The sequence below is a fragment of the Geodermatophilus sp. SYSU D01106 genome (assembly GCF_054049995.1).
Window position 1 is genome coordinate 107,835 of the sequence record NZ_JBJGYM010000004.1, and the last position, 21,654, is coordinate 129,488.

Genomic DNA, 21,654 nt, shown 5'->3' on the forward strand with positions numbered 1-21,654 from the left:
ACGACGGGTCCGGGCCGTACGGCGAGCCCTGGTCTCCTCCTCCCCCGTCGGCGCCCGGTACCCCGCCGGGCCGCGGCGCGCGGCCACCCGGCGGCGGGGCACCCCCGCCCCCGCCGCCCGGTCCGCCGCCGCGGCGGGGCTGGGGCCGGCGCCGCGACGAGGGACCGCAGCCGCGCCGGCCGCGCCGCCGGCGCGTCCTGCGCCGGATCGGGCTCGTGCTCGGCGTCGTCTTCGTCGTGCAGGCGCTGGTCATGGTGTCGCTGCGCTGGGTGGACCCGCCGACGACGGCGTTCATGGCGGCCAACGACCTCGGCGCGATCCAGCAGTCGGTGCCGGTCGAGCACGTGTCGCGCAACTTCCTCGCCGCCGTCATCGCGCACGAGGACCAGCAGCTCCCCTACCGCGACGGCGCCTTCACCTGGGACGAGCTCTCCGGCCGCGCCGAGGCCCGGCTGCGCGGCGAGGAGGACCCCTCGGGGTCGACCATCCCGCAGCAGGTGGCCAAGAACATCTTCCTCAACCAGAGCATGAGCGTCTGGCGGAAGGCGCTGGAGGCCGGGCTCTCGGCGGAGATGGCGCTGGTCGTGGACGACCGGCGGATGCTCGAGCTCTACGTCAACTACGCGCAGCTGGGCCCGCAGCTGTACGGCATCTGCTCGGCCAGCTGGTACTACTTCGACACCCCGCCGTCCACGCTGACCGTCGACCAGGCCGTGCAGCTGGTCGGGCTGCTCCCCTCCCCCGGTCACGTGCAGCGGGCACCCGGCGGCGGGCTGGACTACGACGTCGAGGACGGCCTCGGCTGGCTGTCGCGGTCCCACGTCATCAACGCGCAGAACCGGGTGCCGCGGCACATCGACGCGCAGGGCTTCGGGCCGGTCGAGGACGCCGGCGTCGAGGGCCTGGCCCAGGACCAGCCGCCCTCCGACGACGACTGCTCCGAGCGGCCCGAGGAGGTCGCCGACCTCATCGCCGAGCAGGGCACCGCGTAGCTCCTCCGGCAGGCGGCGTCGCCAACGGCCCCGTAGCGTCCCGGTCGATGCCTCAGGGACGGGGCACCGCGCTCCACCGTCCAGGGGAGAGGACCGCATGGCCACGTCCGAGGGCCACGGCGCCCGCACGTCCGCATCCGGCACCGTCGGGAGCCGGCCAGGAGCGGACGACGGCGGGGGCCTCACCGGCGCCGTCGTCGTCGTGGCCCTGGTGTCGGCGATCTCCGGCCTGCTCTACGGCTACGACACCGGCATCATCTCCGGCGCGCTGCTGCAGATCAGCGACGAGTTCGGCATCGGCAGCGGCTGGGAGCAGGTCATCGCCGCCTCGATCCTCGCCGGTGCCGTCATCGGCGCGCTGGTGTGCAGCCGCCTGTCCGAGCGGCGAGGCCGGCGCGGGACCCTGCTGATCGTCGCCGGCGTCTTCGTCCTCGGCTCGCTCGGTGCCTCGCTGGCGCCGGACCCGCTCACGCTGTCGATCGCGAGGGTGGTCCTCGGCTTCGCCGTCGGCGGCGCCACCCAGACCGCCCCGGTCTACGTCGCCGAGCTGGCGCCCAGCCGCTACCGCGGCCGGCTGGTGCTGTTCTTCCAGATCGCCATCGGCGTCGGCATCCTCGTCGCCACGATCGTGGGTGCCACGGAGGCCGTCGACTGGCGCATCGCGATCGGCGCGGCCGTGGTGCCCAGCGCGATCATGCTCGGCCTGATGCTGCGCCTGCCCGACAGCCCGCGCTGGCTGGTCAAGCACGGGCGGGACGACGACGCGCGGCAGGCGCTCGAGCGCGTCCGCCCGGCGGGCACCGACGTGTCCGGCGAGCTGTCGGACATCGACGAGCTGGTGGAGGCCGAGCGGACGGCGAGGACCAGCGGCTGGCGCGGCCTGCGGGAGCCCTGGGTGCGGCCGGCGCTCGTCGTGGGCTGCGGGCTCGCGATCTTCACCCAGCTGTCGGGCATCGAGATGATCGTCTACTACTCCCCGACGATCCTCACCGACAACGGCTTCTCCGACACCGCCGCGCTGCGGGTCTCCGTCGCCCTCGGCGCCACCTACCTGGTCACCCAGCTGATCGGGCTGGCGATCATCGACCGCGTCGGCCGGCGACGCCTCACCCTGCTCACGCTGCCCGGCGCGGCGCTGGCGCTCATCGTCCTGGGCACCTTCTTCGTCACCGGCAACGACGGCGAGGCGCAGGTGCCCTGGATCATCGCCACGCTGATCGCCTTCATGGCCTTCACCGCGGGCGGCATCCAGCTCATGGGCTGGCTCACCGGCTCCGAGATCTACCCGCTGGCCACCCGCGAGGCGGGCGCGGCGGCGCAGTCGGCGTCGCTGTGGGGCACCAACCTGCTCATCACGCTGACGCTGCTGACCATCATCGACACGATCGGCACCGGCCAGACCTTCTGGCTCTACGCCGGCTTCAACGTGGCCGCCTTCGTCTTCCTCTACCTGCGCATGCCCGAGCTGACCGGCCGCAGCCTGGAGCAGATCGAGCACAAGCTGTCGGAGGGCGAGTTCCGGCCCGCCGACTTCGCCGGGCAGCGCGCCGGCCGGTGACCCGCGGGGGTCACCGGCCGGCCGCGGTCAGAGCCCCCCGGCGAGGCGGTGGTAGGCCGCGCTCCACCGCAGCTCCTTGGCCAGCGAGCGGCGGGTTGTCGCGTCGTCGATGAGCACCAGCTCGGTGCCGAAGACCTCAGCGAGGTCGGTGAGCTCGCCGGCGCCCAGCGCCGTCGACAGCACCGTGTGGTGCGGCCCGCCTGCGGTCAGCCAGCCCTCCGTGGCCGTCTCGAAGTCCGGCCGCGGCCGCCAGACGGCGTGCGCCACCGGCAGGTTCGGCAGCGCCTCACCGGGGTCGACGACGTCGATCTCGTTGGCCACCCACCGGAATCGGTCGCCCAGGTCGCACCACCCGACGACGACGCCCTCGCCGGGTGCGGCGGTGAACACCAGCCGCGCCGGGTCCTCGCGGCCGCCGATCGACAGCGGGTGCACCTCCACCCGCGGCCGGCCGCCGGCGATCGTGGGACACACCTCGAGCATGTGCGCGCCCAGGATCCGCGGCGTCCCGGTGAGGTCGTAGGTGTAGTCCTCCATGAACGACGTCCCGCCGGGCAGCCCGGCCGCGGCGACCTTGAGCGTCCGGAGCAGGACGGCGGTCTTCCAGTCCCCCTCCCCGCCGAACCCGTAGCCGTCGGCCATGAGCCGCTGGACGGCGAGGCCCGGGAGCTGGCGCAGGCCGCCGAGGTCCTCGAAGTTCGTGGTGAAGGCGCCGAAGCCGCCGTCGTCGAGGAAGGTCCGCAGCGCCGCCTCGACGCGGGCCTGGTAGCGCACGGCGTCGTGCCGGTCGCCGCCCGGTCGGCAGTCGTCGGCGAAGGCGTAGAGGTCGCCGTACTCCTCGACGAGGACGTCGACCGCCTTCTCCTCCACCGCCTCGACCACGGCGACCAGGTCGTTCACGCCCCACGTGTTCACCGAGACGCCGAAGCGGATCTCGGCCTCGACCTTGTCCCCCTCGGTGACGGCGACGTCACGCATGTTGTCGCCGAAGCGGGCCAGCTTCAGCGACCGCACGGCGGTGGCCGCGGCCGCCGCGCGGGCCCACGAGCCGACCCTCGCCCGCACCCGCGGGTTCCCCACGTGACCGGCGACCGTCGTCCGCGGCATGCGCAGCCGGGTGAGCACGAACCCGTACTCGCGGTCGCCGTGGGCGGCCTGGTTGAGGTTCATGAAGTCCATGTCGATCGTCGCCCACGGCAGGGCGGCGTCGGCCTGGGTGTGCAGGTGCAGCAGCGGCTTGCGCAGCGCGTCGAGGCCGGAGATCCACATCTTCGCCGGGCTGAACGTGTGCATCCAGGTGACCACGCCGACGCAGGACGGGTCCTCGTTGGCCTCCCCCATCGTGCGGCGGATGGCGCCGGCGTCGGTGAGCACCGGCTTCCACACGACCCGCACCGGCACCTCGGCGGCCTCGTCGAGCGCCTTGGCCACCCGCTGCGACTGCTCGGCGACCTGCAGCAGCGTGTCCTCGCCGTACAGCCCCTGGCTGCCGGTCAGGAACCACACCTCGTGCGCGGCGAACGGGTCTGCGACCACGACGGCGTTCCTCCTCACTGTCCGTAGACGTTCTGGTAGCGCGCGTACAGCGCGTCGACGTGCCCGGGGCTGATCGGGAGCGGCTCACCGAGTTGGCGGGACAGGTGCACGGTGCGGGCGACGTCCTCGGTCATGACGGCGGCCTTGACCGCGTCCCGCGCGGAGGCGCCGACGGTGAAGACGCCGTGGTTGCGCATCAGGACCGCCGGCGAGCGGGACCCGCGCAGGGTGGTGACGACCCCCCGCCCGATCGAGTCGTCGCCGATGAGCGCGAACGGGCCGACGGGGATGGCGCCGCCGAACTCGTCGGCCATCGCCGTCAGCACGCAGGGGATCTCCTCGGCGCGCGCCGCCCAGGCGGTGGCGTACGGGCTGTGGGTGTGTACCTGCCCGTGCACCTCCGGCATGTGCCGGTAGACGTAGGCGTGCGCGTCGGTGTCGCTCGAGGGCCGGCGCACGCCGTCGACCACGCCGCCGTCGAGGTCGCAGACGGTGATGCCCTCCCAGGACAGGCCGTCGTAGGGGACGCCGCTGCCCTTGATGACGAAGAGGTCCTCGCCGGGCACGCGCTCGGACACGTTGCCCGAGGTCCAGGTGACCAGGCCGTTGCGGGTCAGCTCGCCGTGCAGGCGGGCCACGGAGTCGCGCTGCGCCCGGTGGGTGCCGCGCTCGGTCAGGGTGGCGGTCATCGGGGTTCTCCTCGCTGGGCGGGGCTGACGTGGTCGACGGCGGCGCGCTCGACCGGGAGCGCGGCGATGTAGCGCTGCACGAAGGCGTCGAAGCCGGCGACGTCGGCCGGGTCCGGCTGCGCCGTCCGCACGTCCGCGCCGGGGAAGACCGTGGTCTCCAGGTGGTCCGCCAGGCTCCGGTCCGGAGGGCCGCTGCCGGCGAAGGCGGCCAGGACGGCCATGCCCCAGGCGCCTCCCTCGCCGGCGACGTCGCCGACGGAGACCGGGGTGTCGATGGCGGCGGCCAGGAAGCGCTGGGCGACCCCCTCGGTCTTGAACAGGCCGCCGTGCGCGAACATCCGGTCGAGCCGGACGCCCTCGGCCCGTTGCAGGACGTCCATGCCGATCCGGAGCGTGGCCAGGGACGAGTAGAGGTGGGTCCGGACGAAGGTGCCGAGGTCGAGCCGGCTGTCCGGCGACCGCAGGAACAGCGGCCGGCCCTCCCCGAGCCCGGTGATCGGCTCCCCGGCCAGGTAGTTGTAGGCCAGCATCCCGCCGCCGTCGCGGGCGCCGTCGAGGGCCGCGGTGAACAGGACCTCGAAGACCGCCGACGGGTCCGCCGGGGCTCCCAGGGCCCGGGCGAACTCGGTGAACAGCCCGACCCAGGCCTCCAGCTCGCTGGCCCCGTTGTTGCAGTGCACCATCGCCACCGGGTCGCCGGCCGGGGTGGTGACCAGGTCCAGCTCGCGGTGCACCCCGGCGAGCTCGTGCTCCAGCACGACCATGGCGAAGACGCTGGTGCCGGCGGAGACGTTGCCGGTGCGCGGGGCGACCGCGTTGGTGGCGACCATCCCGGTGCCGGCGTCACCCTCCGGAGGGCACAGCGGGATGCCGGGGCGCAGCCGCCCGGTCGGGTCGAGCAGCGCCGCGCCGGCCTCGGTGAGCTCACCGGCCCGGCGGCCCGCGACCTCGATCCGGGGCAGCAGGTCGGCGAGGGTCAGGTCGACCCCGGCCTCGGCGGCCAGCTGGTCGAACCGGGTCAGCATGCCGGCGTCGTAACCGCGGGTGCCGTCGTCGATCGGGAACATGCCGCTGGCGTCGCCGATGCCGAGGACCCTCTCGCCGGTGAGCCTCCGGTGCACGTAGCCGGCCAGGGTGGTCAGGGAGTCCAGGCGCCCGACGTGCTCCTCGCCGTCCAGGATCGCCTGGTAGAGGTGCGCGACGCTCCACCGGTGCGGGACGTTGACGCCGAACTCCGCGCTGAGGCGCTCCGCCGACCGTCCGGTGTTCGTGTTGCGCCACGTGCGGAACGGGGTGAGCAGGTCACCCGTGGCGTCGAACGCCAGGTAGCCGTGCATCATCGCCGACACGCCCAGGACCCCGACCGTCGACAGGTCGACCCCGTGGCGCTGCCGCACGTCCTCGGCCAGGGCCGCGAAGCTCTGCTGCACCCCGGTCCAGACGTCGTCCAGTGAGTACGTCCACAGCCGGTCGACGAACTGGTTCTCCCAGTCGGAGCAGCCGACCCCGAGCGGGACGTGGTCCGGCCCGATCAGCACCGCCTTGATCCGTGTCGACCCCAGTTCGATGCCCAGGGCCGTGCGACCGCCGGTGATCACTGCGCCGGCGTTCTCCGACATCGGTCCTCCTGCTCTGCGGCCGCCGGTCGGCTGCCGTCGGGACGGGGTCGCGGAGGCCGCGCCCGGGGTCAACGGGTGTGCTGGGGCCCGTCGCGGACGCGACGGGAGGAGCGCCCCGGTGGGGGGCGCGGGGGACGGCGGGTCTCAGGCGCCGGGCGGGCGTGCGGTCGACGCGCGGACGACGAGGGCCGCGGGGACGACGACGGCGTCGTCGGCCGAGGACCAGCCCGGGTCCTCGATCCGCTGCAGCAGCAGGTCCACGCACCGCCGGCCCACCTCGGCGAAGTCCTGCCGGACGGTGGTCAGCGGCGGCCGCAGGTACTCGGCCTCGGCGATGTCGTCGAAGCCGACCACGCTGACGTCCTCGGGGATCCGGACGCCGCCCTCGGCCAGCGCCCGGATCATCCCCAGCGCCATGTGGTCGTTCGCGACGAAGACCCCGGTGACCGGGACGCCCGCCGCCAGCAGCGCGACGCCGGCCTCGTAGCCCGACCGCGCACCCCAGTCGCCGGGGAGCACGACGTCGGCGGGCAGACCGGCGGCGGCCATCGTCTGCTGCCAGCCGTGCAGCCGCGCGGCGGACTCGATCCAGTCCTCGCGCCCGGTGACGTGCCCGATCCGGCGGTGCCCGAGGTCGACCAGGTGCCGGGTGGCCTGCACCGCGCCGCCGGCCTGGTCGATGACCACGGACGTGATGCCCGGGGCGGCCCCGCCCTCGACGGCGACCGCCGGGAGGTCGGCCGGCAGCCCGGCCATCACCCGGACCGCCGCGCGCTGGGGCGCGAGCACGACGACGCCGGACACCGAGTGCTCGCGCAGCCGCTCGACCGCCTCGGTGAACCCCTCCTCCGAGAGGTCGGGCACCGTGGCGACGTGCACGTGGTAGCCGCGCTCGCGGGCCGCCTGCTCGAGGCTGAAGAGGGTGCTCGCCGGGCCGTAGAGGCCGGTGTCGAAGGCGACGACGCCGATGGTGTCGGTGCGGCGGGTGACCAGGGCCCGGGCGGTGAGGTTGCGGCGGTAGCCCAACTTGTCCATGGCCGCGAGCACCCGGGTGCGGGTCTCCTCGGCCACGTGCGGGTGGTCGTTGAGGACGCGGGACACCGTCTGCGCCGAGACGCCGGCCAGCCGGGCGACGTCGGTCATGACCGCGGGACGGCTGCCGGCCGCCTGGGTCCTCGGTCGCGCGCCCATCGCCGTCGATCCTGTCAGGCCGCGGTGCGTCCCGCGGCCCGTGGCGCCGCCCCGGGCCGGGCTGCCCAGGGCGGTCACGACGCCGACCCGGCGCGCCGGGCGGTCAGCCGCTGCAGGACGACGAAGACCAGCAGCAGGACCCCGATGGTGATCTTCGTCCACCAGGAGTTCAGGCCACCGTCGAAGTCGATGAGCGCCTTGATCGTGCCGAGGACCAGGACCCCCAGCAGCGACCCGACCACCAGGCCGCGCCCGCCCACCAGGAGCGTCCCGCCGATGACCACCGCCGCGATCGCGTCGAGCTCCAGGCCGATCCCGTGCAGGCTCCAGCCGGAGAGGATGTAGACGCTGAACAGCAGGCCGCCGAGCGCCGAGCAGAAGCCGCTGATCACGTAGACGCCGACCTTGGTCCGGCCGACGGCGAGCCCCATCAGCGCGGCGGAGGACTCGCTGCCGCCGATGGCGTAGACGGTCCGCCCGAAGCGGGTCCGGTGCAGCACGTAGGCCGCCACCGCGACCACGACCAGGGCGAGGACCGCGCCGTAGGACAGGAACGTCCCGCCCGGCAGCTCGACCACGTTGATCGCGACGGCGGTGAACAGGTCGTCCTGGATCGGGATGGAGGGCCCGCTGATGGCGAAGCAGATGCCGCGGGCCAGGAACATCCCGGCCAGGGTCACGATGAACGGCTGCAGCTGCAGGCCGTGGATGGCCAGCCCCATCAGCCACCCGAGCAGCGACCCGGTGGTCAGCACGGCGACGATCACCAGCGGCGCCGGCCAGCCGGCCTGCAGCAGGCTCGCCGCCATCACCGTGCCGAGCGCGACCACCGCCCCCGAGGAGAGGTCGATGCCGCCGGTCAGGATCACGAACGTCATGCCGACCGCGAGGACGATCAGGTAGGCGTTGTCGACCAGCAGGTTGAGCGCCACCTGCGGGTAGCCGAAGTTCTCGTAGCGGATCGAGCCCGCGCCGAAGAGCACCACCAGCAGGACCGCGGTCATGAGCACCGAGACGGTGCTCGACCCGGTCGAGGTGCTGCGCAGCCAGCGGCGCGCCGCCTCCTGCCACCCCGGGCTGGCCGGCGGGTCCGGCGGGGAGCCGGGGGCCTCGGGGAGCCGCGTGTCGGAGACGGTCATCGGAGGACCCCCTGCTCGGCCGGGCGGCCGGGGACGGACCCGGTGCCGGCGGCCGGCTCCGGGACGGACGGCCGGACGGGGTCCGGCGGGACGGGACCGGCGTCCGCGGGAGTCCCCGCGGCACCACCGGCAGTGGCGGCGGGACCCCGGCGGCGGCGGAGGGCCGCGCGCACCCGGGGCGCCTGCAGCAGGAACACCATGATGATCACGACGGCCTTGAACAGCCGGATGTACTCGTCCGGCAGGCCCATGGTCAGCACCGTGGTCGTCAGCGTCTGCAGGATCAGCGCGCCCACGACCGTGCCGGTCAGGGAGTACCGCCCGCCGGCCAGCGACGTCCCGCCGATGACGACGGCGAGGATCGCGTCGAGCTCGATGAACAACCCGGCCCGGTTGGCGTCGGCCGCGCTGACGTTGGCGGTGACCATCAGGCCGGCCACGGCCGCGACCAGGGCGACGAAGACGTAGACGGTGAAGGTGATGCTGCGCGCGCGGACGCCCGCGAGGCGTGCGGCGGCCGGGTTGACCCCGACGGCCTCGATGAGCACGCCGAGCGCGGTGCGCCGGGTGAACAGCCCGACGGCCAGCAGGACCAGCGCCGTGATGACCACCTGGACCGGCAGGCCGAGCACGAAGCCGCCGCCGAGCCAGTCGAAGACCGGGTTCTCCGCGGTGACGATGTTGCCGTCGGTGACCAGCATGGCGATGCCGCGGCCGGCGGTCATGAGCACCAGCGTCGCGATGATCGGCTGGATCCCGACCACGGAGACGAGGAACCCGTTCCACGCCCCGAGGACCAGCCCGGCGGCGACCGCGAGCCCGATGGCCAGCGCGGCGGTGCCGCCGGAGGTGGGGTCGGCGGCCCCCTCGACGACCGTGAAGGCGACCGACCCGGAGATGGCCAGGACCGCGCCCACCGACAGGTCGATGCCCCGGGTGGCGATGACCAGCGTCATCCCGACGGCGATCAGCAGCACCGGCGCGACGTTCTTGACGACGTTGACGAGGTTGCCGAAGAGGTGGCCGTCCTGGATGCGCAGGCTGAAGAAGCCCGGGTTGGCCACGAGGTTGAACAGCAGCAGGACCGCGAGCGCGGCGACGGCCCACAGGACCGGGGACCGGCGGGCGCGGACGAGCAGGCCGTCGACGGGACGGCCCGGCGCGGCGGCGGATCGGTCAGTCACGGGCGTTCCCCCGGGCGATGAGGTCGACGACGCCGTCGAGCGAGGTGTCGGAGGCGTCGAGGTCGGCGACCACCTGGCGGTCGCGCAGGACGACGACGGAGTCGCAGATCCGCAGCACCTCCTCGAGCTCCGCGGACACGAAGACCACGGACATCCCCTCGGCGGCGAGCTGGGCGACCAGCTCCTGGATCTGGGCCTTGGCGCCGATGTCGATGCCGCGGGTGGGCTCGTCGAGCAGCAGCAGCCGCGGCTCGGTGAGCAGCCAGCGGGCGAGCAGGACCTTCTGCTGGTTGCCGCCGGAGAGGTTGCGCAGCAGCGCCTCCGGGTCGGCCGGCCGGACGTCGAGGGCGCGGATGTAGCGGGCCACCATCTCGTCGCCGGCCCGCCGCGGGATCGGCCGCAACCAGCCGCGCCGGGCCTGCAGGGCGAGCAGGAGGTTGTCCCGGACGGTGAGGTCCCCGACGACGCCCTCGCCCTTCCGGTCCTCGGAGAGGAAGGCGATGCCCTGGGCGATGGCGCTGCGCGGTGACCGCAGGCGCACCGGCCGGCCGTCGACCTCCACCCGCCCGGTGCTGGCCCGGTCGGCGCCGAACAGCAGCCGGGTGAGCTCGGTGCGGCCCGACCCGAGCAGGCCGGCCAGCCCGACGACCCGCCCGGCGTGCACCCGCACGTCGGCGGGCTCGATCGCGCCCCGGCGCCCCAGGCCCGACGCCGCCAGCCGCGGCACCGCGCCGTCCTCGACCGGCCGGGGCGCGGCGTGCTCGAGGTCCTCCAGGGTGGCGAGCTCGCGGCCGATCATCGCCCGGACCAGGTCGGTGCGCGGGAGGTCGGCGGTGCGGTGCTCCCCCACCAGCCGGCCGTTGCGCAGGACGGTCATCCGGTCGCTGATCTCGTAGACCTGCTCCAGGAAGTGGGAGACGAACAGGATCGCCACGCCGCGCTCGCGCAGCGACCGCACCACCCGGAACAGCTCGGCGACCTCGCCGGCGTCGAGGCTCGACGTCGGCTCGTCGAGGACGAGCACCCGGGCGTCGGTGTCGACGGCGCGGGCGATCGCCACGAGCTGCTGGACGGCGATCGGGTGCGACCCGAGGACCGACCGCGGGTCGATGTCGAGGTGCAGCTCGCGCAGCACCCGGCGGGCCCGCTCGCGGGACGCCCGCTTGTCGATCGACCCGCGGCGGCGGGGCTCACGGCCGAGGACGATGTTCTCGGTGACCGTGAGGTTCGGGCAGAGGTTGACCTCCTGGTAGACGGTGCTGATCCCGGCCGCCTGGGCGTCGGCGGGGGTCGCGAACCGCTGCTCCACCCCGCCGAGGGTCACCGTGCCGGCGTCGTAGGGGTAGACGCCGGTGAGCGCCTTGATCAGGGTCGACTTGCCGGCGCCGTTCTCGCCCATCAGCGCGTGGACCTCGCCGGGGAACAGCCGCAGCGAGACGTCGTCGAGGGCCTTGACGCCCGGGAACTGGATCGTGATGCCGGTCATCGCGACGACCGGCTCGGGGAGCGGGGGCGGGACCGGGGCGGCCGGCACCTCGGCGGGAGCTGGGGACACGGGAGTCCTCTCGGGAGGTGGTACCCGCCGCCCGCCCGGGGGTGGACGCCCGGGCGGGCGGGGGCGCGGGAGCCGGGACCGGCTCCCCGGACGGGATCAGTACTTCCGGTCCGGGAGGACCTCCGCGGCCTGCTCCTGGGTGAAGGTCGTCTCCTCGGTGACGACCCGCTCGGGGACCTCCTCGCCGTCGAGCACCTGCTGGGCGAGCTCCATCAGCTGCTCACCGAGCAGCGGGTTGCACTCGACGATGAAGTTGATCTTGCCGTCGGCGAGGGCCTGCATGCCGTCGCGGACCGCGTCGACGGAGATGATCTGGATGTCCTGGCCCGGGACCTTGCCGGCCGCCTCGATGGCCTCGATGGCGCCGAGGGCCATGTCGTCGTTGTGCGCGTAGACGGCGTTGATGTCGGGGTTGGAGTTGAGCATCGCCTCCATGACCTCGCGGCCGCCGGTGCGGGTGAAGTCACCGGACTGGGAGGCCACGATCGTCAGGTTCGGGCTGTCGGCGATGGCCTCGGCGAAGCCCTCCTGGCGGTCGATCGCCGGGGCGGCACCGGTGGTGCCCTGCAGCTCGGCGATGTTCCACTGCGCCCCGGTCGAGGCCCAGTTCTCCACGGCCCACTCGCCGGCCTTGCGGCCCTCCTCGATGAAGTCCGAGCCGAGGAAGGTGACGAAGAGGTCCTCCTGCTCCGTCTCGACCGAGCGGTCGGTGAGGATCACCGGGATGTCGGCGCGCTTGGCCTCGAGGAGGACCGCGTCCCAGCCGGTCTCCACCACCGGGCTGAAGGCGATGACGTCGACCCGCTGCTGGATGAAGGAGCGGATCGCGGAGATCTGGTTCTCCTGCTCGCCCTGCGCGTCGGAGAACTGCAGCTCGATGCCGGCGGCCTCGGCCGACTCCTGGATGGACTGGGTGTTGGCGGTGCGCCAGCCGCTCTCGGCGCCGACCTGGGCGAAGCCCATCGTGATGGTGTCGTCCCCGCCACCACCGCCACCGCCGCCGCTGCCCTCCGCCGAGCCGCCGCAGGCGGCCAGCCCGAGGACCGCGACCGACGCCGTGACGGCGGCGAGGAGCTTGTTCCTGATCAACGTCTGCCTCCTGTGAGTTCCTGCCGGCCCGTCGGGTCCGGTCTCGTGGTGCTCCCCGGAGCGACCACCGCTGACTGGTCCCGGGGACGCGCTCTCAGGCGGCTCGTCCTGCGGGCCCGGCGACGCTGCTGGGCGTGACGCGGGACACTGTGAACGCAAACATGTCCGGCCGTCAAGGGGTCCGCGCCGCCGATTTGTCCCCGTCTTCACGGGCGTCCCGGTCGCTACATGGGACGCGGGTCACAGTCTGTTAACGTTCCCAGCCGTGGTCTCGACAACTCCGCCGACCGGGCGGCAGGTCACGCTGCGCGCGGGCCCGGTCAGCGCCGTGGTGACCGAGGTCGGGGGCGGCCTGCGCCGGCTGCGGACGGGCGGGCGCGACCTGGTCGCGGGCTTCGGGGCCGACGTCGCCCGGCCGGTCTTCCGCGGCTCGGTGCTGGTGCCGTGGCCCAACCGCGTGGGCGACGGCCGCTACCGCTGGGCCGGCCGGGACGAGCAGCTCCCCCTGACCGAGCCCGACCGGCGGACGGCGCTGCACGGCCTGCTGTGCTGGACCCGGTGGGACGTGCGCGACGCCTCCCCGGACGCCGTGGCGCTCGGCGCCCGCGTGGTCCCGCAGCCCGGTTACCCGCACCAGCTCGACGTCGTCGTCACCTACCGGGTGCACGAGGACGGGCTGTCGTGGGCGGTGGAGGCCGAGAACACCGGCACCACCGCGGCGCCCTACGGCTGCTCGGTGCACCCGTACCTCGTGGCCGGCCCCGGACGGGTCGACGACTGGACCCTGCACCTGCGTGCCGCCGAGTACCTCGAGGTCGACGCGGAGCGCCTCCTGCCGACCGGCCGCCGCCCGGTCGACGGCACCCCGCTCGACTTCCGCGCCGGCCGCGCACCCCTCGCGGGCGTCGCCGTCGACCACGCCGTCACGGCCGTCACGCCGGACGACGACGGGACCGCGCGCGCGGAGGTCCGGACCGCCGACGGCAGCGGGGTCGCGCTCGAGTGGGACCCGCGGGCGCTGCCGTGGGTGCAGCTGCACACGGCCGACCGCCCGGAGCCCGGGCTGCACCGGGCGGGGCTCGCGGTCGAGCCCATGACGTGCCCGCCGGACGCGTTCCGCACCGGCGAGGGCGTCGTCCGGCTCCAGCCGGGCGACCGGCACGTGGCGCGGTGGCGGATCCGGGCACTGGCCGCCGACGGCGGATGAGGGCTCCCCGGGGACGACGACGGGCCGGTGACCTCCGGGGAGGTCACCGGCCCGTCGGGCGGTGCAGGGTCAGGCGGTGCCGGTCAGGCCGTGCCGGTCAGGCGGTGCCGGTCAGGCCGTGCCGGTCAGGCGGTGGCGGGCTGGCGCAGGTCGGCGTCGACCCCGCCGGTCGGCTCGACCGCCGGGGCGGCCTCGCTGAAGGTGCCGCCGGTGCGGAACCGCTCGACGTCGAGGATGCCCTCGCGCTTGGCCACGATGGTCGGCACCAGCGCCTGGCCGGCGACGTTCACCGCGGTGCGGCCCATGTCGAGGATCGGGTCGATCGCCAGCAGCAGGCCGACGCCGGCGAGCGGCAGGCCCAGGGTGGACAGCGTCAGGGTCAGCATGACCACCGCGCCGGTGACGCCGGCCGTGGCGGCCGAGCCGACGACGGAGACCAGCGCGATCAGCAGGTAGTCGGTGATCGACAGGTCCACGCCGAAGAACTGCGCCACGAAGATCGCCGCGAGCGCCGGGTAGATCGCCGCGCAGCCGTCCATCTTCGTCGTCGCGCCCAGCGGCACGGCGAAGGAGGCGTAGGACCGCGGGACGCCCAGGTTCTGCTCGGTCACCCGCTCGGTCACCGGCAGGGTGCCGATCGACGAGCGCGAGACGAAGGCGAGCTGGATGGCCGGCCAGGCGCCGGCGAACCAGCGCAGCGGCGAGAGGCCGTGCAGCCGGAGCAGCACCGGGTAGACGACGAACAGCACCAGCGCGAGACCGGCGTAGACGGAGCCGGCGAAGACGCCGAGGCTGCCGAGGGAGTCCCAGCCGTAGCTGGCGACGGCGTTGCCGATGAGGCCGACGGTGCCGATCGGGGCCAGCAGGATGACCCACCACAGCACCTTCTGGACGATCGCCAGCGCGGAGCGGACCAGCCGCAGGAACGGCTCGGCGGGCTCGCCGACCTTGAGGACGGCGACACCGACCGCGACCGAGATGACGATCAGCTGCAGGACGTTGAACGACAGGCCGACCGAGCCGTCGTCGCCCGCGGAGGCCTGCAGGCCCAGGACGTTGCCGGGCACCAGGCCGGTGAGGAAGTCCCACCAGCCGCCGGTGGTGCCGGGGTCGGTGGCGGCGGCCGCGTCGACGGAGCTGTTGCGGCCGGGCTGGGTGAGCAGGCCCAGGCCGATGCCGATGCTGACGGCGATCAGCGCGGTGATGCCGAACCACAGCAGGGTCTGCGCGGCGAGCCGGGCGGCGTTGGAGACCTGCCGGAGGTTGGCGATGCTGACGATCACCGCGGTGACGATCAGCGGCGGGACCAGCGCCTTGAGCAGCGTGACGAAGGTGCCGCCGATGGTCTGCAGGGTGCTGGTGAGCCAGTTCGGGGTCCCGTCGGCGACGGGGCCCATCTCGCGGGCGACCAGGCCGAGGGCCACGCCGACGACGAGCGCGAGGAGGACCTGCGCCGCGAAGGGGACGCGGCGGAGACGTGCGAGCACGGAGGTGTGCCTTTCGAGGGGAGGAGGACGTCGGGACCGGTGTCAGGCGCCGCGGCGACAGGCGGCGGTCGTCACCCGGCCGTAGTCGAGCGCGCGGCGGCGCGTGAGTCCCCAGAGGTCGTGCACGAGGAGGTCAATGCCGCCGCGCGCCCGGGCCATCCCACCTGTGCGGCAACTCACGATCTTGACCTGGTCCGGTACTCGTGTACCGTCCAAGTGGTACCGCCGTACCACTTCTGGGGAGCACATCGTGGCCTGGGCCCTGCTCGTCACCGCCGGACTGTTCGAGACCGCCTTCGCCGTCTCGCTCAAGCAGTCCGAGAACTTCACGCGCCTGTGGTGGTCGGTGGCGTTCGTCGTCTGCGCCGCCGCGAGCTTCGTGCTGCTGTCGTCCGCGCTGCGCACGCTGCCGGTCGGCACCGCCTACGCCGTCTGGACCGGGATCGGTGCCGGCGGCACGGCGGTCGTCGGCATGGCCGTCCTGGGCGACCCGGTCACCACGATGCGCATCGTCGCGATCCTGCTGATCCTCGGCGGCGTGCTGATGCTCCAGCTCGCGCCGTCGGCGGCCCACTGATGACCCGCCTGACCGGCAAGGGCGAGGCCCGCCGGGCGGCCATCGTCGAGGCGGCCGCGCGCCTGCTGGCCGAGGCGGGGCCGGACGCCCTCACCCACCGGGCCGTCGTCGCGGCGTCGGGCGTCCCGCTGGCCGCCACCACCTACTACTTCGCGAGCATCGACGACCTGCGGGCCGCGGCGGTGGAGGCGCTCGCCGCGCAGGAGCGGGCGGCGGCCGAGGACCTGGTCGCCGCGGTGCCCCGCCGGGCCCGCTCCGCGGCGGCCACCGCGCGCCTGGTCGTCGACGTCGTCCACGGGGCCGGCCGCACCCGCGACGACGAGCTGCTGGCCCTCTACGAGCGGTTCCTCGCCTGCGGGCGGCACCCCGCGCTGCGGCCGGTCCTGCGCGCGGCGCGGCACGCGATCGACGCCGCACTGGCCGACCTCCTCGACCGGTGCGGCCGGACCGGGGCCGACGTCGCCACGCTCGTGGCGCTGGTCGACGGCTCGACCGTCTCGGCGCTGGTCGAGGGCGACGGCTCGGCGCGGCGCCGGGCCGAGGAGGCGGTGGCGCGGGCGCTCGGCTGACCGGCGCGGCGGTGTGTACGGACGTTCCTAGCATGTGTACGGTCGTCCGCATGGCCGCTCCCGACGACTCCCGGACCATGCGCGAGCGCATGCTCGCCGGCGAGCTCTACATCGCCGACGACCCCGAGCTGGCCGAGGCGAGCGCGGCGGCCCAGGACCTCGCGGCGGCCTACAACGCCACCACCGCCCGGCAGCGCCCGCTGCGCCGCCGGCTGCTCGAGCAGCTGCTCGGCGCCGTCGGCGAGGACACCGAGATCCGCCCGCCGCTGCACGTCGACTACGGCACCTCGATCCGCGTCGGCGCCCGCTGCTTCGCCAACTTCGGGCTGGTCGCCCTCGACGTCGCGGCCATCACCATCGGCGACGACGTCCAGATCGGGCCGAACGTCCAGCTGCTCACCCCCACCCACCCGGTGGAGCCGGGGCCGCGGCGGGAGAAGTGGGAGGCCGCGGAGCCGATCACCATCGGCGACAACGTCTGGCTCGGCGGCGGCGTCGTCGTGCTGCCCGGCGTCACGATCGGCGCGGACACCGTCGTCGGCGCGGGGTCGGTGGTCACCCGCGACCTGCCGGCCGGGGTGGTCGCCGTCGGCAACCCCGCACGGGTGGTCCGCACGCTGGAGCGGTCGTGACCCGGGCGCCCGTGCGGCGGGCGCGGCGGCACGACCCCGGACGGCGCGACCGGCTGGTGGCCACCACCGTCGACGTCATCGCCGAGGTGGGCGTCGTCGGCGCCACGCACCGGGCCATCGCCCGCGCCGCCGACGTGCCGCTCGGGTCGCTGACCTACCACTTCGCCTCCCTCGACGAGCTGCACACCGCGGCCTTCACCCGGCACGTCGACGAGGTGGCGCCCCGCTTCGAGGAACGCATGCGGGCCGCGGACGGCGCGGGCGCCGCGCTCGAGGTGCTGGTCGCCCACCTCACCGACGACCTGCTCGTCTCCCACCGCGACTTCGTGCTCATGGTCGAGCTCTACGCCGCGGCCGCCCGGCGGCCGGCGCTGCGCGCGGTCACCCAGGACTGGATGCAGCGCAGCCGCCGGAGCCTGGAGCTCCACTTCGACCCGGTCACCGCCCGGGAGATCGACGCGATGGTCGAGGGCCTGGTGCTGCACAGCGCCCTGTCGACCGACCCCATGACACCCGACCAAATCCGCGCGGCCTTCGCCCGCTTCGCGCGCTGACCCTCCCGGACAGGACACCCGTGTCGGACACCCTCGCGGTCCCCGCGCACCTGCGCGCCGCCCGCGCCGCCGTCGCCACCTGCTTCTTCGTCAACGCGGTGCTCTACGCCAACCTCGTGCCGCGGCTGCCCGAGGTGAAGGACCGCCTCGACCTGAGCAACGCAGCCCTCGGTGCCGCGATCGCCGCACTCCCCCTCGGTGCCCTGGTCAGCGCACTGGCCTCGGCCGCGCTCATGCGCCGCTTCGGGTCGGCGCGGGTGGCCTCGTGGGGGCTCGTCGCGCTGGCGGGAGCCATTTGGGGCGCGGCGGTGTCACCGTCGTGGTGGCTGCTGGCCGCCGCGCTGTTCGTCGCCGGCGCGCTGGACGCCGTCGTCGACGTCGCGCAGAACGCGCACGGGCTGCGGGTGCAGCGGGCCTACGACCGGTCGATCCTCAACGCCTTCCACGGGCTCTGGAGCGTCGGCGCGGTGGCCGGCGGGCTGCTCGGCTCAGCCGCGGCGGGCCTGCGGGTGCCGCTCGCCGTGCACCTCGGCGTGGTGGCGGCGGTGTTCGCCGTCGTCGCCCTGGTGGCGTACCGCCGCATGCTGCCCGGGCCCGACCACGAGGAGCCCGTCGACGACGACGGCGCCCCGGCGGCCGGACGGGCGGGGATGCGGGCGTCCCTCGGCGCGATGGCGGCGCTCGGCGTGCTGGCCACCTGCGGGGCGTTCGTGGAGGACGCCGGCTCGTCGTGGGCCGCGCTGTACCTGCGCGGCGAGGTGGGCACCGGGGTGGCCACGGCGGGCCTGGGCTTCGTTGCGCTGTCGGTGGCGATGACCGTCGGCCGGCTGACCGGCGACCGGGTGGTGGACCGCTTCGGCCAGCGCCGGGTGGCCCGCGGCGGCGGCGCGCTGATCGCCCTCGGCATGGGGCTGGCCCTCGCGCTGCCGTCGCTGACGACGACGCTCGTCGGGTTCGCGCTGGCCGGGCTCGGCGTGGCCACCCTCGTGCCGGCCGTCTACGCCGCCGCCGACGAGCTGCCCGGCCTGCGGCACGGCGTCGGCCTGACGGTGGTCAACTGGCTGCTGCGGATCGGCTTCCTCGCCTCGCCGCCGCTGGTGGGCGCGGTCGCCGACGCGACGAGCCTGCGGGTGGGCCTGCTCGGCGTGGTGCTGGCCGGCGTCGTCACCCTCGTGCTCGGGCGGGTGCTCCGGCCGACGGTCTCCGCGGCCGGCTGACCGCCGGGGTCAGGCGGCGTCGTCCTCCAGGACGGGGGCGTCCTCGAGGCCGACCATGACCTCGTTGGTCTGCAGGGTCACCAGCCACGCGAGCGCGTGGTCCTCGACCGGCTGGCCGGAGACCTGCGCGATGGCGTGCAGCTGCGCGGCGACCAGCCCGCGGGCGGCCTGGTAGACGTCGGCGGCGGTGACGGCGACGCCGAGCTCGGCCAGCCACAGCCGGCCGTCGGACAGCACCCGCACCTCGGGCTGGGCGCCCACCTGCAGGTCGGCGGCCGCGCTCGTGAGCACGGACATGCCGGCGCGCAGCTCGGTGAGCCGGCGGCTGGGCTGGGACGACGACGACATCGGGTGCTCCCTCGGACGGGCCCACGGGCCTCGGGTCGTGGGAGAGGAGTCGGCAGCCGGCAGGCGGCACCCGACCACCGGTGGGACGGCGGTGCACCCGTGGGGCGCCGGTGACGAACCGTTGCCGTCCCGACCCGCGCGCGCGGCCCTTCCGCGGACGGCGGCCGCCCTGCACGATGCCGCCCCGTGACCAGCCTCCCCGGGTGCCGCCGCCGGAACCGCCGCTCGCGACGCAGGAAGAACGGGTCCGACGGCTGCGACGGGTGCGACGGCTGCGAGAACGGCTGCGACGCCATCGGCCTGTTCTCGCTGCTGTGGCTGGCGCTGCCCGCGGCCCTGGTCACCCCGGCCCCGGCCGGCACGCCGTGGGCGGCGCGCTGGCCGGCGCGGCTCGTCGTCGCCTACCGGGAGCGGGTCAGCCCGGCCCGCCCGCCGTGCTGCCGGTTCACCCCGACCTGCTCCACCTACGGCCTGCAGGCGCTGCGCGTGCACGGCCTGCTGCGCGGCGGGCTGCTCACCGTGCGGCGGCTGCGGCGTTGCGGCCCCGGCAACGGCGGGTCCGACCCGGTGCCGGTCCGGACCCGGACGTAGGACGGCCCTGGACGCGCGCCGGCGGCGGCCCTCCGGAGAGGACCGCCGCCGGCGACGGGGTGGTGCGGGGTCAGGCGACCGTGGTGATCCGGTCGTCCGTGGGAGCGGCCACCGGGCTGTTCGCACCCAGGTAGGCGGTGAAGGCGTCCAGGTCGATGACCCCCGTGACGCGGTTGGTGCCCGAGCGCAGCACCGTGAAGCCGTCCCCGCCATCGGCGAGGAAGTTGTTCACGGTGATCCGGTACGTGGCCGCGGGGTCCACCGGCTGGCCGCCGAGCCGCACGGAGGAGTCCACGACGCGGGTGCCCGTGCACGGGTCCGCACCGAGCGCGGCCGAGGTCCCGCTGAGCGACACCTGGTAGCTCACGCCCGCCGACGCGTACAGCGGCTGGTTCTGCGCGCCCTGGCGGGCCTGGAACTGCTGCTCGAGCAGGCACTGCACCTGCGCGCCGGTCAGGTCCAGGGTCACGAGGTTGTTGGCGAACGGCTGGACGGCGAACGCCTCCTCGTAGGTGACCGGGTCCTGCCCCGTGGCCGTCGCGTTGAGGTCGGCGCGCACGCCGCCGGGGTTCATGAACGCGGCCACGGCACCGGTCTCGTCATCGGTCGCGGCGAGCTGGGCGTCGGCGATCAGGTTGCCCAGCGGCGACTCACCGTTGATGTAGACGGGCTGGCCGTTGGACCCCGTCCCGTAGGGGTACAGCCGCTCCTGCGCCCGCAGGACAGGACCGGTGGTCGAGCCGACGACCTCGCTCGCGATCGGGCCGAGCGCCTCCCGGTACCGGGCGATCAGGGCGGTCTGCGCCGCGTCGGCCGGGACGCCGCGCTCGACGACGACGTTGTCGACCCGGGTCGCGGAGTCGATGACGTCACCGGTCCGCTTGTCGACGGTGAGGTCGATGTCGGTGACCAGGCGGCCGTTGTTGCCCGCGCTGCTGACGACCTTGTCGTCGACGGTGCAGTTGTAGGCCTGGTGGGTGTGGCCGCTGACGACCACGTCGATGGCGTCGGACATGCCGTTGGCGATGTCGACGATCGGCCCGCTCAGGCCGTTGCAGCCGTCGACGTCCCACGCGTTGGTCCCGGTCTGCGTGCCGCCCTCGTGCAACAGGACGACGATGCTCTCGACCCCCTGGGCCTGCAGTTCGGCCGCGTAGCGGTTCGCGGTCTCGACCTCGTCGGCGAAGTCCAGGCCGGCCACCGCGGCCGGGCTGACGATGTCGCCGGTGCCCTCGAGCGTCATGCCGATGAAGCCGACCTTGACGCCCTGCACGTTGTGGACCGCATACGGGGCCAGCAGCGGCTGCCCGGTCTCCGTGACGAAGGCGTTGGCCGACAGGTACTGGAAGTCCGCGCCCTCGTAGGGGGTGCCGTCGGCGCATCCGTCGACGGGGTGGCAGCCGCCGTTCTGGATGCGCAGCAGCTCGTCCGCGCCCTCGTCGAACTCGTGGTTGCCGACGCTGGCGTAGTCCAGGCCGGCGAGGCCCAGCGCCTCGATGGTCGGCTCGTCGTGGAAGGCGGCCGACAGGAGCGGCGAGGCGCCGATCAGGTCGCCGGCGGCCACGGTGATCGTGTTCTGCTTGCGCTGCGCCTCGGCGAGCTGTCGCAGCTGGGTGGCGAGGTACTCGACCCCACCCGCCGGGACGGTCTGCGCGGTGCCGTCGGGGTTGGTGCCGGTCCGGACGGTGCCGCCGGAGCCGGTGGGCGGCTCGAGGGCGCCGTGGAAGTCGTTGAGGGCCAGCAGCTGGATCTCGACCGGCTTCGGCCCGTTCGGGGCGGCGGCTGCCGGTGCGAGGGCGGCGGTGACGACCAGGCCGGTCATCGCCGTCGTCACGGCCGCGGCGACGGTGCCGCGGCGCAGGACGGAGGGGCTCATGCGGAGGACTCCCAGGGTCTCTGGAGGAGGGACGCCGGCCATTC

Annotated in this window: 20 protein-coding genes; 9 read left to right on the forward strand and 11 right to left on the reverse strand. The window is 74.5% G+C overall.

Annotated elements, in window-relative coordinates; all coding sequences use genetic code 11:
- Positions 1-215: 215 nt before the first annotated feature.
- Together ACI78R_RS05930 and ACI78R_RS05935 are read left to right on the forward strand one after the other, a co-directional pair.
- The gene (locus ACI78R_RS05930) at positions 216-992 is read left to right on the forward strand and encodes a transglycosylase domain-containing protein (protein ID WP_457039966.1); all 777 of its coding nucleotides are present in this window, start codon (positions 216-218) and stop codon (positions 990-992) included.
- A 97-nt stretch (positions 993-1,089) separates the two neighbouring features.
- Entirely contained in the window at positions 1,090-2,550 is a 1,461-nt protein-coding gene (locus tag ACI78R_RS05935) for a sugar porter family MFS transporter (RefSeq protein WP_083628972.1), read from the forward strand.
- Positions 2,551-2,577: 27 nt separating this feature from the next.
- Here the strand turns inward: ACI78R_RS05935 and araA are convergent, their stop codons facing one another.
- The 8 genes from araA to ACI78R_RS05975 all read right to left on the reverse strand — a co-directional run bounded on the left by araA (position 2,578) and on the right by ACI78R_RS05975 (position 12,552).
- Positions 2,578-4,086, reverse strand: a complete 1,509-nt coding sequence (gene araA, locus ACI78R_RS05940; RefSeq protein WP_457039967.1) for an L-arabinose isomerase — start codon at positions 4,084-4,086, stop codon at positions 2,578-2,580.
- A 14-nt stretch (positions 4,087-4,100) separates the two neighbouring features.
- The gene (locus ACI78R_RS05945) at positions 4,101-4,775 is read right to left on the reverse strand and encodes an L-ribulose-5-phosphate 4-epimerase (protein ID WP_457039968.1); all 675 of its coding nucleotides are present in this window, start codon (positions 4,773-4,775) and stop codon (positions 4,101-4,103) included.
- Entirely contained in the window at positions 4,772-6,394 is a 1,623-nt protein-coding gene (locus ACI78R_RS05950) for a xylulokinase (RefSeq protein ID WP_457039969.1), read from the reverse strand. The genes ACI78R_RS05945 and ACI78R_RS05950 overlap by 4 nt, the downstream gene beginning before the upstream one ends.
- A gap of 144 nt (positions 6,395-6,538) precedes the next feature.
- Positions 6,539-7,585 carry a LacI family DNA-binding transcriptional regulator gene (locus tag ACI78R_RS05955; protein ID WP_457039970.1) on the reverse strand — a complete coding sequence of 349 codons (1,047 nt, stop codon included), beginning with the start codon at positions 7,583-7,585 and terminating at the stop codon, positions 6,539-6,541.
- A 74-nt stretch (positions 7,586-7,659) separates the two neighbouring features.
- Positions 7,660-8,724: a galactofuranose ABC transporter, permease protein YjfF gene (gene yjfF, locus ACI78R_RS05960; RefSeq protein ID WP_457039971.1), complete on the reverse strand. Its 1,065-nt coding sequence runs from the start codon at positions 8,722-8,724 to the stop codon at positions 7,660-7,662.
- A complete protein-coding gene (locus ACI78R_RS05965; protein ID WP_457039972.1) occupies positions 8,721-9,908 on the reverse strand; it encodes an ABC transporter permease in 1,188 nt (395 codons plus the stop codon). The genes yjfF and ACI78R_RS05965 overlap by 4 nt, the downstream gene beginning before the upstream one ends.
- Positions 9,901-11,463 carry a sugar ABC transporter ATP-binding protein gene (locus tag ACI78R_RS05970; protein ID WP_457039973.1) on the reverse strand — a complete coding sequence of 521 codons (1,563 nt, stop codon included), beginning with the start codon at positions 11,461-11,463 and terminating at the stop codon, positions 9,901-9,903. The genes ACI78R_RS05965 and ACI78R_RS05970 overlap by 8 nt, the downstream gene beginning before the upstream one ends.
- 96 nt (positions 11,464-11,559) lie before the next feature.
- On the reverse strand, positions 11,560-12,552 hold the full coding sequence (locus tag ACI78R_RS05975; protein ID WP_336029912.1) for an ABC transporter substrate-binding protein: 993 nt from the start codon (positions 12,550-12,552) through the stop codon (positions 11,560-11,562).
- 265 nt (positions 12,553-12,817) lie between these two features.
- Here ACI78R_RS05975 and ACI78R_RS05980 point away from each other — a divergent pair, with 265 nt between their 5' ends.
- Positions 12,818-13,759 carry an aldose 1-epimerase family protein gene (locus ACI78R_RS05980; protein ID WP_457039974.1) on the forward strand — a complete coding sequence of 314 codons (942 nt, stop codon included), beginning with the start codon at positions 12,818-12,820 and terminating at the stop codon, positions 13,757-13,759.
- Between the two features lie 125 nt (positions 13,760-13,884).
- Here ACI78R_RS05980 and ACI78R_RS05985 read toward each other — a convergent pair whose 3' ends face one another.
- The gene (locus tag ACI78R_RS05985; RefSeq protein WP_073422314.1) at positions 13,885-15,246 is read right to left on the reverse strand and encodes a dicarboxylate/amino acid:cation symporter; all 1,362 of its coding nucleotides are present in this window, start codon (positions 15,244-15,246) and stop codon (positions 13,885-13,887) included.
- A 250-nt stretch (positions 15,247-15,496) separates the two neighbouring features.
- Here ACI78R_RS05985 and ACI78R_RS05990 point away from each other — a divergent pair, with 250 nt between their 5' ends.
- From ACI78R_RS05990 to ACI78R_RS06010, 5 genes are read left to right on the forward strand one after another with little or no spacing between them, the layout of a single operon-like run.
- Positions 15,497-15,823: a DMT family transporter gene (locus tag ACI78R_RS05990; RefSeq protein ID WP_073422313.1), complete on the forward strand. Its 327-nt coding sequence runs from the start codon at positions 15,497-15,499 to the stop codon at positions 15,821-15,823.
- Complete coding sequence (locus ACI78R_RS05995) at positions 15,823-16,392, forward strand: TetR/AcrR family transcriptional regulator (RefSeq protein ID WP_457039975.1); 570 nt, start codon at positions 15,823-15,825, stop codon at positions 16,390-16,392. The genes ACI78R_RS05990 and ACI78R_RS05995 overlap by 1 nt, the downstream gene beginning before the upstream one ends.
- 50 nt (positions 16,393-16,442) lie before the next feature.
- Positions 16,443-17,024: a sugar O-acetyltransferase gene (locus ACI78R_RS06000; protein WP_457039976.1), complete on the forward strand. Its 582-nt coding sequence runs from the start codon at positions 16,443-16,445 to the stop codon at positions 17,022-17,024.
- Positions 17,021-17,578, forward strand: coding sequence for a TetR/AcrR family transcriptional regulator (locus ACI78R_RS06005; protein WP_457039977.1), 558 nt, complete (start codon positions 17,021-17,023; stop codon positions 17,576-17,578). The genes ACI78R_RS06000 and ACI78R_RS06005 overlap by 4 nt, the downstream gene beginning before the upstream one ends.
- Positions 17,579-17,598: 20 nt before the next feature.
- A complete protein-coding gene (locus tag ACI78R_RS06010) occupies positions 17,599-18,795 on the forward strand; it encodes an MFS transporter (protein ID WP_457039978.1) in 1,197 nt (398 codons plus the stop codon).
- A 9-nt stretch (positions 18,796-18,804) separates the two neighbouring features.
- On the opposite strand, the gene ACI78R_RS06015 is transcribed toward ACI78R_RS06010, so the two are convergent.
- Positions 18,805-19,143 carry a hypothetical protein gene (locus ACI78R_RS06015; protein ID WP_457039979.1) on the reverse strand — a complete coding sequence of 113 codons (339 nt, stop codon included), beginning with the start codon at positions 19,141-19,143 and terminating at the stop codon, positions 18,805-18,807.
- Between the two features lie 186 nt (positions 19,144-19,329).
- Between ACI78R_RS06015 and yidD the strand changes: the two genes are divergently transcribed.
- A complete protein-coding gene (gene yidD / locus ACI78R_RS06020) occupies positions 19,330-19,734 on the forward strand; it encodes a membrane protein insertion efficiency factor YidD (protein ID WP_457039980.1) in 405 nt (134 codons plus the stop codon).
- Positions 19,735-19,804: 70 nt separating this feature from the next.
- On the opposite strand, the gene ACI78R_RS06025 is transcribed toward yidD, so the two are convergent.
- On the reverse strand, positions 19,805-21,610 hold the full coding sequence (locus tag ACI78R_RS06025; RefSeq protein WP_457039981.1) for a bifunctional metallophosphatase/5'-nucleotidase: 1,806 nt from the start codon (positions 21,608-21,610) through the stop codon (positions 19,805-19,807).
- Between the last annotated feature and the right edge of the window lie 44 nt (positions 21,611-21,654).